The sequence below is a fragment of the Streptomyces xantholiticus genome (assembly GCF_014651015.1).
In the GTDB taxonomy this organism is placed as follows: Bacteria; Actinomycetota; Actinomycetes; order Streptomycetales; family Streptomycetaceae; genus Streptomyces; species Streptomyces xantholiticus.
Genome location: NZ_BMWB01000037.1, coordinates 39,680 through 53,520, shown reverse-complemented (window position 1 = coordinate 53,520; position 13,841 = coordinate 39,680). Strand labels below are relative to the sequence as shown.

The following is a 13,841-nucleotide window of genomic DNA, read 5'->3' as shown; positions in this document are numbered from 1 at the left end:
ATATCTCGCATACAACGTCAACGACGCCCGTCACCAGCCGTCACCACCGACTACGGAACAGAGCCAAACGATCGGTGTAACTGAGGCAGTTGAGGTTACTGGCGGGCTGCCGACAGGCGGCCGTCGAAGGTGATGTCGAAGGCATTCAGTGCGGTCTTCCAGCGCATGGTCCAGCGGGCCTGCCCCTTGCCTGCGGGATCGAGGGACATGATCGCCATGTAGAGCACTTCAGGGCGGCCTGCTCGTTGGGGAAGTGTCCGCGGGCCTTGACCGCCCGGCGGATCCGCGCGTTCACCGACTCGATCGCGTTCGTCGTGCAGACGATGCGGCGGATCTCGGTGTCGAACCGCAGGAACGGAGTGAACTCCTCCCAGGCGTTCTCCCACAGTTTCACGATCGCCGGATACTTCCTGCCCCAGGCATCGGCGAACTCCGCGAACCGCTCCAGGGCGGCTTCCTCGGTCGGGGCCGTGTAGACGGGCTTGAGAAGCTTGGCGATCTTGTCCCAGTCCTGACGGGCCGCATAGGGAAAGAGTTCCGCAGCAGATGCACCACGCAGGTCTGCACGATGGTCCACGGCCAGAGAGTGGGGGCCTACTTCGATTCGACTCGTCCTACCGGGTCGGGGCCGGTGGTCAGCGCCTCGCACGCGGTCTGCCACGCAGCGGCGGCGCCGGGGTGAAGCTGGGTGTGGAGGTAGGCCGCGGTGAGCCGGGCGAGGGCGGCGACTCGCTCGGGGTTCTCGTCCGTGGTCTCGGCGGCGTCGTATCCGGCGATCCCGCCAAGTCCGTGCTCCGCGTCGAACAGGGTGAGCAGGGTCTTGGGGCCGGGGGCCAGGGTGTAGGGGTCGGCGTGCCAGTGCGGCCCCATGTCGGTGAAGTGCCGGGAGTCGTCCTTGTCGCCGGCGACGACCAGGGCGGGTGCGGTCATGCTGGAGAAGTCGACGGCCCCGATGATCGGCCACTGCTCGGCCATGGGCCCGTTGAGGACTTCGCCACCTCTGCCGGGCGCGGCAAGCAGCACGCCCGCCTTGATCCGGGGCTCGACGAGGTGCACCACGTTCCCGGTGTCGGGATCGGTGATCCCGGCGCCCAGCAGGAGGGCGGCGGTGAAGCCGCCGAGCGAGTGTCCGGCGAGGGCGACCTTGCTGGGGTCGACCCGTCCGGCGAGTTGCGGCACGGTGCGCTCGATCACGTCGAGCCGGTCGAGGATGTGAGTCATGTCCTCGGCGCGGGAGCGCCAGAAGTCGGGCGCGCCGGGTGCGTCGGCGACCAGGTGGCTCAGTGTCCGGGAGGTGAGGTGGGTGGGCTGGACGACGGCGAATCCGTGGGCGGCCCAGAAGTTGGCGAGCGGCGCGTAGCCGTTGAGCGAGGAGAGGTGGTTCGAGCGGCCGTGACCGTGGGAGAGGAGGAGGACGGGGAGGCCGGTTCCGGTCGCGGGTGCGGAGACGCGCACGTGGAGGTCCACGGGACGTCCGGGCACGGAGAGGACTACGGGGCTGAAGGACAGGACCGGGACGGGCGTGCCCAAGGTGTTGGCGCTGGGGCAAGTGGACGTGCTCACGATGTGGATTCCCTTTCAGTGGCACCTGCGTCCGCCGGTCTCGTGCGGCCGGCGACGGACAAGGCGGTCAGGAGCGTCCCGCTTCGGATAAGCTGAAGCGGAACGCTGCTCCATTTAGTATCCGGAGCGCCGCTCCGTTTTGTCAATCGGTGTGGAAGGACTTCGTGATGGCCACCGAGAGCCCTGCAGGGGCGTCGCCGGCCCGAGGCAAGCGGGCCGACGCGCAGCGCAACCGGCAGACGGTGCTCGCTGCCGCCGCCGACGTGTTCGCCACCTCCGGCGTCGACGCGCCGATCCGCCAGATCGCGGCCCGGGCGGGCGTCGGGATGGCCACGATCTACCGCCACTTCCCGACCCGGGCGGATCTCGTCACCGCCGTCTACCGCCACCAGATCGAGGCATGCGCCGAGGCCGGCCCGAACCTGCTCGCCAGTGCCGACTCCCCGTTCGAGGCGCTGCGCCAGTGGGTCGACCTCTTCGTCGACTTTCTGGTCACCAAGCACGGCCTCGCAGACGCCCTGCAGTCCGACAGCGACCGCTTCGCCGCGCTGCACGCCTACTTCCTCGACCGCCTGCTGCCCGTCTGCGCACACCTGCTCGACGCTGCGGTCGAGGCCGGCGACATCAGGCCCGGCATGCAGCCGTACGAGCTGATGCGCGGCATCGGCAACCTCTGCATCGGACGCGACAACGACCCCCGCTACGACCCCCGACGCCTGATCGCTCTCCTCCTCCAGGGACTCCAGCGACCTCACGCGTCCTGATGCCGGCGAGCGACATCGCGGTCTGGTCGGGTCCTCCGCGACTTCCCCGCGATCCGAGCGGCCGCCTCTCCACAGCCGAAGACGCCGCCATGCGGCAGTGCCCGTGAGCTGGTGCTGTCGCTTCTCAGGTTCTGGCTCACCGCCTGTGGTGCGGGCACGCTGAGGGAGCGGCTCGGTTGGGGGTGGAGCGATCCGGTGGCGCGAACGAACGGGTGGTCAGTTCCCCGCCTCTGCGGCCGATTGCTTGCTCAGGAACTGCTTCGCTGCCTCGACCGCTTCCCGGTCAAGTTCCTCCAAGGCGACTCCCCAGCTCTCCTCCCAGCCGGCCAGGTTGTGGGCGCAGTGGACAAGCGGTTCCAGCTCTTCGGGGTAGCCGAGGTCATAGGCGATGTCTGACCAGATGTGGTGGGTGCCGGTGGCGGGATCGAGGGAGCCGTCGGCGATCTGGCTGGCGGTCCAGTAGGCCGCCGCCCACTTCGCGGCCCGGGGGTCAGCGGGCGGGTGGAAGAGCAGTCCCAGTTCCTCCAGTACTTGATCGAAGAGCTCTGGCGCTTCGGGCTCTTCGCTCCGGAGGAGGCCGGCCAGCATGGCGAGGGAGGGGCTTTCGACCCCAGCAACCAGCGCGTCCAGCCCTGCCTGGATGAGCCGGTCAGACCCGACGTGCCTGCCGAATGCCCTCTGGCGCGCGATGTCGCTGAGCTGCTTGAGGGCGTCGTCGCGGGTCATCAGACGGCGCCCGGCTGCCTCCCGAACCCCTGTCGAAGTGCTGCTCGTTCTTGCGGACCGAGCCAATCAGCCATGAGCGCGAAGGGCGCTCTCGGAGTGTCCGGGGCGAATCCGACCAGGCCGCGTAGATGATGAGGCATGGCGTGCGACGAGGGCCGTGGATGGTCTGAGACCACCATCACCGGGTTGCAGGTACGTACTGAGGGCGCCGCTGGGATGCGTCTCCTTGGGTGGGAGGGCGTCCTGCCGCTCTCGGTGGTCGGAGCGGTCTTGGGTGCAGCGACGGCCGGACGGCTGTCCGCTCCGGTACCTGCGCCGGCGGGTATGGGAATCGCTGAACGTGAAGGCAGCGGGCCGTAGTTCGGGTACGGGCGGGGTTCCTGCCCGTTGTGGACGGTTCGGGACCGGAACGCCGAGGAGATCCGCAACGTGCTGTGGAAGACCGGGCGCAGGGAGTTCGGCGGTGCCGACGGTGGGTTCGCGGTCGAGGGCGGGGAGAGCGGAGCTCCCTTCCTGGTGGCGTGCGCGGTCGACGGGCGGGCGGAAGCAGAGCAGGAGATGCGGCGGTATCGGCAGGCGCTGGCCGGCGCGAGCGCACAGCAGCAGGTTGGGCCCTCTTGCGGAGCCCTCGCGTCGTATGGGTGAGGCGGCTGCCTGGTCTTGGGGAACACCGGTACAGCTGTTACTGACTGCAGCGTTTCAAGGTGACTCGCGGTGAAGTCTCTCCGTCTCTTTCGCCTTGATGTTCGTCGCTGTCAGCGGTTGGCTGTCAGGAGAGCGTGGGCGTGGCGGATGAGCGCCTGGCGTACCTCGTCCGGGGACAGCACGGTGAGCGGTGTGGCCAGGCTGAGGAGGTAGGCGGCGAGGCCGTCGGTGCTGTTGCCGCCGATCTCGACCACGGTGGCTTCGGGGCCGTCAGGGTTGTGTGTGCCGATGGTGGGTGGAATCTCTTGCAGGGCGCGGTGGAGGGGGAGCGGAAGGCGGATCGTCGTGTATACGGGGTAGACGACGCTCGCGATCCCCCGGGAGACCAGTGCTGCGGCGTCGGGCGGATCGGTCAGGTCGGCTGGTTCGGTGGTGGGGCGTACGCTCACCACCCGGTCGGCGCGGAATGTGCGCCATTCCTGTTTGGTGACGTCCCGGGCGACCAGGTACCAGCGCAGGCCGGTGTGGACCAGGCGGTATGGGTCTACGGCTCGCACGGAGGCCCGGCCGGTGTGGTCCCGGTAGGAGAGGGTGGTGCGCAGTGTGCTGTGGCAGGCTCGCGCCAGTTCCAGCAGCAGAGGTGTGTCGATCTGCGGTTCGCCGGAGCGGGGGGTGTGTTCGAGTGTGCCGTCCAGTGTGTTCAGCTGGTCTGCGAGGTGTGTGGGCAGGCTCTGGCGGAGCTTGAGCAGCGCGGAGAGGGCGGCTTGCCCGGTGCCGAGGACTCCGCTGAGCGCGGCCTCGCGCAGTGCGACGGCGACGGCCAGGGCCTCTTCGTCGTCCAGTACCAGCGGTGGCATCCGGGCACCGGGGCTGAGCCGGTAGCCGCCCCAGGGGCCGGGCGCGGATTCGACTCCGTAGCCCAGGTCCCGCAGCCGGGCGATGTCCCGGCGGACTGTGCGGTCGGTGACCGCCATGCGCTCGGCCAGTTCACGGCAGGTCCATTCGGGGCGCACGGACAACAGCGACACCAAGCGCAGCAGACGGGCGGAGGTCCTGATCACAATCCCCCAGTGTTCCCTATGACCAGGACGCGTCCTGTCAGGGTCATGGCCTACGGTCCGGTCCCATGAGCAACCCAGAGATCCGTCTGCTTTCCTTCGACCTCGACTGTCCTGACCCGGCCGAGCTGGCCCGCTTCTACGGCGATGCCCTGGACCTGCCCGTGCTGTACCACAGCGACGACTTCGTCCTGCTGGGGCGGGAGGGAGCCCCGGGGCTCGGCTTCGTCCGCCAGGCCGGCTTCCGGCCGCCGGCCTGGCCTGACCCCGCCCACAGCAAGCAGGCCCACCTCGAACTGGGCGTCGAGGACCTGGACGCCGCGCAGGAGCGGATGCTCGCCCTGGGCGCCGTTCTGCCTTCCTTCCAGCCGCGGCCGGACGTGTGGCGGGTGCTCCTGGACCCGGCGGGTCATCCCTTCTGCCTGTCGACGCACGGAATCTGAGCCCGTCTCCGCATGCTGCCCGGATGACTCGGGGGTGGCGACGGTGGGGCGCCCGCCGACGCGGGCGGGGGCGGCGGCCAGGCCCTTGTGCTTGCCGAGGACGCTGAGTTCGCGGATGAACTCGGCCAGGGCGGCGATGACATGGAAGACCAGCCGGCCGCCTGGGGTGGTGTCGAGGTTTTCGTGCAGCGAGGTGAAGCCGATCTGGCGTTCGCGGAGCTCGGCGACCATGTTGATGAGGGCTTGGAGGCTCTGCGGCAACCTTGCGCGCCATCTCCGTGATGCGGGTCGGTCGTTGTCCAGGGCGTCGACGTCGTCGCACAGCTTGGGCGTACAGCCCGTGCAGGCACGCCGCGGTGATCAGCTTCTGCGGGTCGTCCTCGGGCTGCTGCGCATCCTCGGCAATGCGCCGACCATGGCCGTCGGCCTGCTCCAGTGGCGCCCGCCGACTGCAAGTCGCCCTGAACACCGTCAAACGCTACGCCCGCGCCGACCTGCCAGCGCATGCTCCGCGTGCCCAAGTATCGCGGCAGTCTTGTCGATCCCTACGGCGAGCACCTGCGCAAACGTCGGGCAGAGGACCCCGCCGTCCCCGTCGCCGCATCTCTTCGAAGAGATCAAGGCCCTCGGCTTCACCGGCTGCCTGCGCGGCTACCGTGGGTGCACGGCGTAGGTCAGGTGCGTCACCCGCGACGACGGCTCCGAACGGACCGGCTCCAGCGCGATTTTGGACGCGTCCACGCCGTCGAACAGGCGGGTGCCGGCGCCGAAAAGCACCGGTGACAGCGTGATCGAGAACTCGTCGACCAGGCCGGCGTTCAGGTGCTCCAGGATCGTGGCGCCGCCGCCGGCGATGCGGACGTCGTGGTCGCCGGCGGCCTCGCGGGCCTGGTCGAGGGCGTGCTCGATGCCGTTGTTGACGAAGTGGAACGTGGTGCCGCCGGGCCGCTCCCACGGGTCACGCTTGGTGTGCGTCACGACGAAGACCGGGGTGTGGAAGGGCGCCTCCTCCGGCCATGCCTGCTCGCCGAGGTCGAACATGCGCTTGCCCATGACGCTCGCGCCGGTGCGCTCGAACGTCTCCCGCGCGATGTCGTTGTCGCGGCCCTCCTCGCCGCCCTCGCCGAGCTTCAGGTTCTCCCGGAAGAACCGCAGCGGGAAGGCCCACTGCTGCAGTTCCGTCCACTGCGCCATCCAGCGCTGAACGGCCGGGTCGTCCCGCTTATCGGGCGCGAAGAAGTCGTCAACGGGCACGGACTCGGGCGCGATGAAGCCGTCCAGCGACATCGTCACGTTGAAGAACACCTTCCCGGCCATCAGCCCTCCGCCCCCTTCCGCGTGGGGTCGGTGACGTAGGCCGCCAGACTGCTCAGGGTCTGCTGGCCGCCCTCGATCGCGTGGTACTTCTCGACCGCCTCGTCGCGCAGTTCCTTGGTGGGGAACACCGTGCGCATCACGATCCGGGTCGCCGCGCCGTCCGGCGCGAAGGTCAGGACCGACTCGAAGGCGTTCGGGTCGTCGCGGGACTCACCGTGCAGCAGCGCGATCCGCTCCGGCGGGGCGATCCGCAGCCAGCGGATCCACTCCGAGTAGTCGGTCCCGTCCGGCCCGTGCAGCACGAAGTCCCACTCCCCGCCCTCGCGGAACTCGAAGGACCGCGTGGTGGTGGTGAACCCCTCCGGACCCCACCACCGCGACAGGTGCGGGACTTCGGTGAACGCCTCGAACACCAGCTCCCGCGGGGCGTCGATGACCCGGGAGATCACGATCTCCCGGTCGGCCGTCGCCGGCTCCGCCCGCGCTTGTTGCCTTGCTCCTGCCATCGGTCATTCCTCCTGCTGTGTCTGCTTGAGGTCCTGCACGTAGGTGTCCAGCCGGTCGAAACTCTCGTTCCAGAACCGCTCGAATCCGCCGACCCACTCGTGGACCGGCCGCAGCCCGCGGGCGTCCAGGCCGTAGAGGCGCTGCTTGCCCGCCCCGCGGACCCGCACCAGCCCCACCTCCCGAAGCACCCGCAGGTGTTTGGACGCCCGCGGCTGGCTCATCCCCAGCTCCTGGGCCAGGTCGGTCACCGGCCGCTCACCCGCCCGCAGCAGCGCCAGGATGTCCCGGCGCTGCGGCTCGGCGATCGCGTTGAACGCGTCCGACGTCGTTGCTGCTCGTGCCATGGCAGCCATCATATTCCTATATCGGAATACATCAAGCCGGTTGGGAATCGGGGGAGTCTTGTCGGATGACGATTGCATGCTTGATCAGGCTGCAGTGACCTCCTTCCGCTCGATCAGGGCGCCCTCTTCGAACGGGGCGCGCCGGAACGGAACAGCGCCACGAGGTGCGCCCCTTTGATGGCCCGCCAGCGTTCCTGAGCGGACTCGACGAGCTTGAACAGTGAGGGCGGCGGCCGGGCTGCCGGCGCCGCGGGTGACCTTCGTCCGGAGCCTGACCCTCCAGAAGCTTGATTCGATGGGGTTTGTCGTTCGCAGATGGATCCAGTGTTCGGCGGGGAAGTCGTAGAAGACCAGCAGCTCCTCGCGGTCGTCGGTGATCTTCGCAACGGCCTTGGGGAACTTTGCGCCATAGGTCTTGGCGAACGCCACGATCGCCTGCTCGGAGTGTCGGCGGTCCTCGGCGTTGTGGTCCTTCCCGGCCTGGGACAGCCGGGACCCCGAAGGCGAAGACGTCGCGTCCGTCGGCCAGCTCAGCACCGTCTACTGGATCAATCGGTCCGGACGGCGCCTGTACGTCACTACATCGTTTGGCTTGACTGACAAGCCGGCGGATCACCCAACGCAGCGTCGAAGCTCAACCCGTTGTTCCGCAGGGATCAGCTCGGGTAGTGAAGTCGGCATGGTGAGGCATTCGCCGGTCAGCCGCTGTGGTGCGTCGGCCGAGTCGAGGACGGACGCGCGCACTCGAAGCATCAACGTGCGGCACGCCGCCCGGTCATGCTCTTCGGTTCAGCGCTCGCGGATCCTTGACCACCACCAGCCGCCCACCGTCCGTTCGCTCACTGGACCAGGGTCCGGCGGCAGAGTGCGACGCTCGAACTCGTCGTCGATGCGGGCAATCTGTCGGCCGATATCACGCCGGGCACCGCGAGGGAGGTGAAGCATGGCCTCCTCCAGATCGTCGCGGGCATACTCCACCTCCAGTCCGGGCTGCCAGACCTGGGACGCGTTCAGATAACGGCCGGGTTGCTTGAACGCCCACTCGAAACGGGCGAGTGCGTCCGCAACTGCGTCAGCCCACATCCGCTCATCTTCGACACGGCGGACAGCCGCACGCGTCCTCGCCGAAACGCCACGGATCTGCCGAACTACAACAGGTCTGCGAGGCCGCCATCGCTCAGCGCGGACGACCTTCGGGCGCCTACGCGGCATCGCCCTTTCTGATCAACATGACGTCATCCTGCCACGAACGGAGCTGGCTCCGAACGCACGGCTGCCGCAGCCAGAACACTCCCGCTCCGCCCCGGACGCGTTGACCAGCACGAAGAACACCCGGCCACTGCAACCTCCGCAGACTGAAGGAGCGATCTTCACCGGGCGGCCGTCGACAGCACCCCGGAGGAACACCGCGAGCTCCGCAGGGACACCCTCGCCAACCTGATTCGTCGACTCACTCGACTACCTCAATATTGGTAAGTGCGGCTATCGGATGTTGCGGAATGATGCCGCTTCGCTGAGGTTGTGGACGATCTACAGACTGGCAGGTCTGGTCATGGTGCGTGACTCAGGCGCCAGTTCGTGCGTGGTGCGGACGATTTCGGTGGGCGGCATGCCGGTGTGCAGGATGCCGAGTCGCTGGGTGGCGCGGGTCATCGCCACATACAGGTCGTTTCGCCCGCGCGGTGAGGCGGTCAGGATCCCCGCGGGGTCGGCGATGATTACCGAGTCGAATTCCAGGCCCTTGGTCTGTCCGACGCCCAGCACCACTGCTCGGGCGGTCAGGTCGGGGTGTGGGCCGGATGTCGCTTCGGGGAGAGCGGAGGCGACCGCGGCGGCCAGTTCGGCGGTCCGGGCATCGGGGACGATCACCGCGAGTCGTCCGTCGCCCAGCACTGAGACTTCCCGCCGGGCGTGTTCGGCCAGCACAGTGGGCAGTGCCTGTGCTGGGGTGCCCAAACGCCAGGGGGGCATGCCGGTCTTGCGTACGGAGGTGGGTGGTTCTGTGCCGGGGTCGAGTTCGGTAAGGAGGTCAGTGGTGGCGTCCATGATCTCGGCGGGTGTCCGGTAGTTGACGGACAGCCGGGTCAGGCGCCACCGGGTACCGACGTAGGGGTGGAGTACCCGGTCCCAGGAAGTGGTGCCGGCCGCGTCGCTGGTCTGTGCCACGTCACCGACGACGGTCATCGAGCGGCTGGGACAGCGGCGCATCAGCAGGCGCCAGGCCATCTGCGACAGTTCCTGGGCCTCGTCCACGATCACGTGCCCGAAGGTCCAGGCGCGGTCGGCGGCAGCCCGTTCGGCAACCGTGGCGTGGTCCACCTGCCGGTGACGTTCCGCGAGTCGGTCCGCATCGAGGAGGTCACCAGCCGTCAGCACCTCACCCGTTGCGCCATCCGCGGCGGACTGGGAGCCGGCGGCGATATCCAGAACTCCCTGGGCGTAGGCAACCTCCTGGGCGCGCCACCGCGCTGACTGCGCCCGGGTGCCATGTTCGTCGATGCCTAACAACTCTGCGGCCTCATCCAGCAGCGGCACATCGGCCGGGCTCCAGCCACCGGGCGCTCGCACCAGCAAGGACCGTTCGGCGTCGCTCAGCCGGGGGGCGGTTCGGGCGAGCCGGGCAGGGTCGGCGAACAACTCCTCCAGCAGCCGCTGCGGTGTCAGTTGGGGCCACAGCGCGTCGAGCGCCACCCGCACACCCGGGTCGGTGCTCAGCTCGCGGTGCAGGTCCTTGATGTCTGCCCCGTCCAGGACGTCTCGTACTCCCGTCGCAGTGGTGTTCTCCAGTGCGACCTCCAGGCTCGCCAGGTCGCTCTGGACGGCGCGGTCGACATCCGCTTCGGCCAGTACGTCGGCGATCTCGTCCTCCAGGCGGTCGGCGAGCTGCCGGGTCTGTTCGGCGAGGCTTCGGGCGAGATGGCCGGTGATCTCGCGGGCAAAGACCTGCCGCGCCTGGTTGTGCGGCAGGCCGGTGGCGCGGGCTCGCTCGGCCGCCCGCACGCAGGTGTCCCGGCCCAGGCGCAGGGTGCCGGTGTCGAATCCGATGAGGAGGTCGGTGCCGTGCGGCACCTGTTTGGCTCGCACGGCCTCGGCGATCACCTCGGCCATCACCGCCCTGCCCTTGACCTCAGCCGCGGCTGCCGACTCCGCACGTTCCGCGGTAACGCCGGGGAACAGCTCAGCGACCGTCGAAAGCAGCACGCTGCTCTCGCCCAGTCCGGGCAGCACCTGCCCGATGTAGGTGAGGAAGGTGGCGGTCGGGCCGACGACCAGCACACCCTGTGCCGCAAGGCGCGGTCGGTTGTAGAGCAGGTAGGCGGCGCGGTGCAGAGCGACAGCGGTCTTGCCGGTGCCGGGCCCGCCCTGCACCACCAGCACCCCTCGGTGGTCGGAGCGGATGATGGCGTCTTGCTCGGCCTGGAGGGTCGCGACGATGTCGTGCATCCGTCCGCTGCGCCCGGCGTTCACCGCCGCCAGCAGTGCAGCCTCACCAGCCAGACCTTCCCCGCCGACGTCCGCTTCCCCATCGAGAACCTCATCATCCAGCTCCACCACCCGTCTCCCGCGGGTCACGATGTGGCGCCGCCGGTGTACGCCCAAAGGGGCGGCGGCGGTCGCCACATAGAAGGGCCGGGCGGCCGGGGCACGCCAGTCCACCAGCAACGGATCGCCCTCGGCCGACTCCGCCGGCAGCCCGACCCGGCCGATGTAATGCAGCCCGCCGCCGCGCAGATCCAGACGCCCGAAACACAGCCCGTTCTCCGCCGCATCCAAACGGGCCAGCTGATCGGACAACCGACCGTATGCGGCGTCCCGCTCGGTACGGGCCTGCGGCGTCCCCCCGCTCCCTCGTAGCACCTCGGCCAGCCGCACCGTCGTTTCCTCCCGCAGCCCGTCGACGCGCCGGTAGAGCACCGACACGTATTCCTGCTCGCGCTTGATCTCGCTACGGAGCGCCCGGTCTTGTGGTGTCACCGATGCCTGCCCTTTTTGTTGCTGTTCTGAGGCCTGCCAAGAGTGCGGCAAAGATTCCTGAAGAAACAGTCTTGTTCATGCTCAGCACGTCAGCCGGACCACATCACTGCAGGTCAGAAAAGCGCAAATAGCTGAGGCTTCCGCCTCGTCCTGCCGCTGCTGCGCACCGGCTCGGTGCGCCTGGTCCAGGTCTGCCGGGGCGGCAAGAGCGACACCGACGGCGTCCTGGTCCTCGACGACTCCCGCACGCCGCGCCGCATCGACGCCGCCGGCCCCTGGCGCCTGTCCGACGAGCTGCGCGCGGCCGGCACCGTGCCGCAGCTCGCGAACGGCCAGCGCCGCTGCTCCATCCACCAGGGCTGGGTCCTCGACAACTGGGCCACCGCCGAGTTCGGCGCTCGCGCCGAGAGGGGCGCCGCCGAGCCCCGCCAGCGACCACCAGGTCGCCCGTCGGCCGAACGCGCCCTGGGCCCCCGGCCGTACGTGCCGCCCATCGACGCGGTGCTGAAGAGGATCTGCCAGATGTCCGTCAGCGGGCGGCGTGCGATCTCGAAGCGGGTGGAGGGGCCGAGTCCCTCCACGCACGCCATGGGCAAGGTGGGCACCAGGGTGGGGACGAGGGCCGGATCCACTGGCGAGTCCAGGGCGAAGACCCATGCCCCGAAGTGACCGAAGTCGCCGGCGCTGGGCGCCGCGACGATGGTCTCGTGCACCTCGACGGTCGCGATGTCGTGGAGCGGCGAGCGTTCGGTGGGGGCGTCGGCGGGTCCAGGCGGCCCTCGGCGGTGAGTCCCGTCCACGCTCCGCCCGCGCCGCCGTTGATCGACCGGCTGGGGAAGGGGGAGCCGGTCTCGAACGGGCGGAGGTCCACCGGGAGCCACGACAGCGTGTGCCCGCTGGGCCGTACCAATGGCCAGCTGCGAAGCGGCCGAAAGTCCTCCGTGTCTACGCCCCGCAGGAGCAGTTCGTGGAACAGGCACGCGCGTAGCTCATCGAGCTTGTCCCGCTCCATGCGGTCGTACAGGAGCTCGGCCAGGTCGGCGCTACCCGTCCGAGTGCCAGGACATCGCGGCGGTCAGCGGTGACGGCTGGGTCTTCGCACTGTGCGACGGAGCGAGTGCCGCCTACCGGGCCGGCAGCTGGGCGCGCCTGCTTGCCGGTGCCTACATCGGCGTACCGCCACGGCCCGAGCCCGAGGCGGTACGCAGCTGGGTGGTGCAGCGCTGCGCCCAGTGGCACGGGGAGGAGGAGCTCCGCAAGAAGCACAGGCAGCCAACCGGCACCGTGGTGGGTGCAGGACGCAGAGGCGCAGCAGAGACCGGCTGCCGCGACGCTTCTCGGACTTACGCTGCATCGTGCCACTGAGGAGTTGAGCTACGGCGCGGTGGCCATCGGTGACACCTGCCTGTTCCATCTGCGCCACGACGAGTTGCTCTCCGCATTTCCCCTGGAAAACCCCTCGCTCTTCGGCAGCCGCCCGGACCTCGTCACGAATCACTCCGGTGGCTCACCCGTCCTCAGCCGGCAGATCCGGCGGACACGCGGTCGCCTCAAGGAGGGGGACGTCGTCCTGCTGGTCTCGGATGCCCTGGCCCCAGTGTCTTCTGACGTACGGAAGGAAGGACTCGCCCGATGCGTCGGTGTGGTGGCAGGTCATGAGGCGTCTGGATGCGACCGCGTTCGCGCGCCTCGTCGCCGCGTTGCGCAACGCGGGGCTGATCGAAGTCGACGACACCACGCTGATCAGGATCCGCGTGCGCGGCCTGGAGGAACGGGTCGCCCCCGGCCTTCGGGCCGGAGGCCGCCCGCCCGTTTGGCGGTTTGTAGTGTCATGCGCCTGAAATTCTGAGTGTTGGTCAGTACCTTGTTGCCATGTCGCATCCGGGTCCTTCTGCCGTGGAGATCGTGCTGTCCGAGGCGGAGCGACTGCTGTCGCTGTCTTCCCGGCAGGGTGTACGTGGACGTGCACCTCTTTCGACAGGTCCTGCACCAGGTGCCAACCGAAGCCGCCCTGCCTGATGGCGTCCAACGGCACGGGCAGCGGCGGGACTGGGCTGGCGTCATCGCAACCACCAGGCCAGACCGGCGGATCAGTCGGATTTCAGACAGCCCTCACGACATCTGACAACGGAACGTCGATGGTGCTCGCATCGCCGAGAATGTCCACGGTCAACTGCACGCGACGCCGGCCGAGGTCGATGCCTCGGACCGCTCCCATGAAGTCGGCGTACGGACCGCCCGCGACCCGTACGGCATCACCGATCTGAATGTTCGCCTCGTCCGGCAATATCGCCTCACCCCAACTGGCCCTCAAAAGGGGGACCCGACAGGTCCGAATCCTGTCGACCGGGGCAAGTACGGCTCGAAGATCCACTTGATCACCGAGCGGACCGGTCTGTTAGTGCCGACAGGTGGTCATGACCGCCTCACCGCAGTTGATTGTGTAATCGCTGACATGGATCTTTGGCTCACTCCCTGGGGCCCTGCCACGGGGGCCCT

General features: G+C 68.8%; 14 protein-coding genes and 6 pseudogenes. 6 read left to right on the top strand and 14 right to left on the bottom strand.

Annotation, left to right across the window (positions count from 1 at the left end):
• Window positions 1–95: 95 nt before the first annotated feature.
• Window positions 96–585 (bottom strand): annotated as a pseudogene (locus IE198_RS32660) (transposase); the annotation flags it as partial.
• A gap of 9 nt (window positions 586–594) precedes the next feature.
• Window positions 595–1,563, bottom strand: a complete 969-nt coding sequence (locus IE198_RS32655) for an alpha/beta hydrolase family protein (RefSeq protein ID WP_189893242.1) — start codon at window positions 1,561–1,563, stop codon at window positions 595–597.
• A gap of 167 nt (window positions 1,564–1,730) precedes the next feature.
• On the opposite strand from IE198_RS32655, the gene IE198_RS32650 reads away from it, so the two are divergent.
• Complete coding sequence (locus IE198_RS32650) at window positions 1,731–2,327, top strand: TetR/AcrR family transcriptional regulator (protein WP_189893240.1); 597 nt, start codon at window positions 1,731–1,733, stop codon at window positions 2,325–2,327.
• Window positions 2,328–2,543: 216 nt separating this feature from the next.
• On the opposite strand, the gene IE198_RS32645 is transcribed toward IE198_RS32650, so the two are convergent.
• Complete coding sequence (locus IE198_RS32645) at window positions 2,544–3,053, bottom strand: hypothetical protein (RefSeq protein ID WP_189893238.1); 510 nt, start codon at window positions 3,051–3,053, stop codon at window positions 2,544–2,546.
• A 429-nt stretch (window positions 3,054–3,482) separates the two neighbouring features.
• On the opposite strand from IE198_RS32645, the gene IE198_RS32640 reads away from it, so the two are divergent.
• Window positions 3,483–3,698, top strand: a complete 216-nt coding sequence (locus IE198_RS32640) for a hypothetical protein (protein WP_189893236.1) — start codon at window positions 3,483–3,485, stop codon at window positions 3,696–3,698.
• Between the two features lie 110 nt (window positions 3,699–3,808).
• On the opposite strand, the gene IE198_RS32635 is transcribed toward IE198_RS32640, so the two are convergent.
• Window positions 3,809–4,759: a helix-turn-helix transcriptional regulator gene (locus IE198_RS32635; protein ID WP_189893234.1), complete on the bottom strand. Its 951-nt coding sequence runs from the start codon at window positions 4,757–4,759 to the stop codon at window positions 3,809–3,811.
• A 65-nt stretch (window positions 4,760–4,824) separates the two neighbouring features.
• Here IE198_RS32635 and IE198_RS32630 point away from each other — a divergent pair, with 65 nt between their 5' ends.
• The gene (locus IE198_RS32630) at window positions 4,825–5,199 is read left to right on the top strand and encodes a VOC family protein (protein ID WP_189893232.1); all 375 of its coding nucleotides are present in this window, start codon (window positions 4,825–4,827) and stop codon (window positions 5,197–5,199) included.
• 123 nt (window positions 5,200–5,322) lie between these two features.
• On the opposite strand, the pseudogene IE198_RS35875 reads toward IE198_RS32630, so the two are convergent.
• Window positions 5,323–5,430: pseudogene (locus IE198_RS35875) on the bottom strand (recombinase family protein); the annotation flags it as partial.
• A 209-nt stretch (window positions 5,431–5,639) separates the two neighbouring features.
• Here IE198_RS35875 and IE198_RS35870 point away from each other — a divergent pair.
• Window positions 5,640–5,845 (top strand): annotated as a pseudogene (locus IE198_RS35870) (ISL3 family transposase); the annotation flags it as partial.
• A gap of 5 nt (window positions 5,846–5,850) precedes the next feature.
• Here IE198_RS35870 and IE198_RS32620 read toward each other — a convergent pair.
• From IE198_RS32620 to IE198_RS36840, 8 genes and pseudogenes are all read right to left on the bottom strand, one after another.
• Window positions 5,851–6,516 carry a dihydrofolate reductase family protein gene (locus IE198_RS32620; RefSeq protein WP_189893230.1) on the bottom strand — a complete coding sequence of 222 codons (666 nt, stop codon included), beginning with the start codon at window positions 6,514–6,516 and terminating at the stop codon, window positions 5,851–5,853.
• The gene (locus IE198_RS32615; protein WP_189893228.1) at window positions 6,516–7,022 is read right to left on the bottom strand and encodes an SRPBCC family protein; all 507 of its coding nucleotides are present in this window, start codon (window positions 7,020–7,022) and stop codon (window positions 6,516–6,518) included. Before IE198_RS32615 ends, IE198_RS32620 begins: the two co-directional genes overlap by 1 nt.
• A gap of 3 nt (window positions 7,023–7,025) precedes the next feature.
• A complete protein-coding gene (locus tag IE198_RS32610; protein WP_189893226.1) occupies window positions 7,026–7,367 on the bottom strand; it encodes an ArsR/SmtB family transcription factor in 342 nt (113 codons plus the stop codon).
• A gap of 84 nt (window positions 7,368–7,451) precedes the next feature.
• A pseudogene (locus IE198_RS32605) lies at window positions 7,452–7,835 on the bottom strand (transposase); the annotation flags it as partial.
• Between the two features lie 321 nt (window positions 7,836–8,156).
• A complete protein-coding gene (locus IE198_RS32600; protein ID WP_189893224.1) occupies window positions 8,157–8,450 on the bottom strand; it encodes a hypothetical protein in 294 nt (97 codons plus the stop codon).
• Between the two features lie 447 nt (window positions 8,451–8,897).
• Window positions 8,898–11,342, bottom strand: a complete 2,445-nt coding sequence (locus IE198_RS32595) for a HelD family protein (RefSeq protein ID WP_189893222.1) — start codon at window positions 11,340–11,342, stop codon at window positions 8,898–8,900.
• Window positions 11,343–11,455: 113 nt separating this feature from the next.
• On the bottom strand, window positions 11,456–12,055 hold the full coding sequence (locus IE198_RS36845; protein ID WP_506417288.1) for a DUF6183 family protein: 600 nt from the start codon (window positions 12,053–12,055) through the stop codon (window positions 11,456–11,458).
• Window positions 12,056–12,123: 68 nt separating this feature from the next.
• A pseudogene (locus IE198_RS36840) lies at window positions 12,124–12,378 on the bottom strand (DUF6183 family protein); the annotation flags it as partial.
• Window positions 12,379–12,997: 619 nt separating this feature from the next.
• Between IE198_RS36840 and IE198_RS32585 the strand changes: the two are divergent.
• Window positions 12,998–13,183: a hypothetical protein gene (locus tag IE198_RS32585; RefSeq protein ID WP_189893218.1), complete on the top strand. Its 186-nt coding sequence runs from the start codon at window positions 12,998–13,000 to the stop codon at window positions 13,181–13,183.
• A 260-nt stretch (window positions 13,184–13,443) separates the two neighbouring features.
• Here the strand turns inward: IE198_RS32585 and IE198_RS32580 are convergent, their stop codons facing one another.
• Window positions 13,444–13,629 (bottom strand): KOW motif-containing protein, encoded by a 186-nt coding sequence (locus IE198_RS32580; RefSeq protein WP_189893216.1) that lies wholly within the window; start codon window positions 13,627–13,629, stop codon window positions 13,444–13,446.
• Between the two features lie 27 nt (window positions 13,630–13,656).
• On the opposite strand from IE198_RS32580, the pseudogene IE198_RS32575 reads away from it, so the two are divergent.
• Window positions 13,657–13,755 (top strand): annotated as a pseudogene (locus IE198_RS32575) (IS5/IS1182 family transposase); the annotation flags it as partial.
• Between the last annotated feature and the right edge of the window lie 86 nt (window positions 13,756–13,841).

Bases quoted from the DNA above. Each gene is read 5' to 3' on its own strand.
- IE198_RS32650 (WP_189893240.1), top strand. From the start codon at position 1,731: ATGGCCACCGAGAGCCCTGCAGGGGCGTCGCCGGCCCGAGGCAAGCGG.
- IE198_RS32645 (WP_189893238.1), bottom strand. From the start codon at position 3,053: ATGACCCGCGACGACGCCCTCAAGCAGCTCAGCGACATCGCGCGCCAG.
- IE198_RS32630 (WP_189893232.1), top strand. From the start codon at position 4,825: ATGAGCAACCCAGAGATCCGTCTGCTTTCCTTCGACCTCGACTGTCCT.
- IE198_RS32620 (WP_189893230.1), bottom strand. From the start codon at position 6,516: ATGGCCGGGAAGGTGTTCTTCAACGTGACGATGTCGCTGGACGGCTTC.
- IE198_RS32615 (WP_189893228.1), bottom strand. From the start codon at position 7,022: ATGGCAGGAGCAAGGCAACAAGCGCGGGCGGAGCCGGCGACGGCCGAC.
- IE198_RS32610 (WP_189893226.1), bottom strand. From the start codon at position 7,367: ATGGCACGAGCAGCAACGACGTCGGACGCGTTCAACGCGATCGCCGAG.
- IE198_RS32600 (WP_189893224.1), bottom strand. From the start codon at position 8,450: ATGTGGGCTGACGCAGTTGCGGACGCACTCGCCCGTTTCGAGTGGGCG.
- IE198_RS32585 (WP_189893218.1), top strand. From the start codon at position 12,998: ATGAGGCGTCTGGATGCGACCGCGTTCGCGCGCCTCGTCGCCGCGTTG.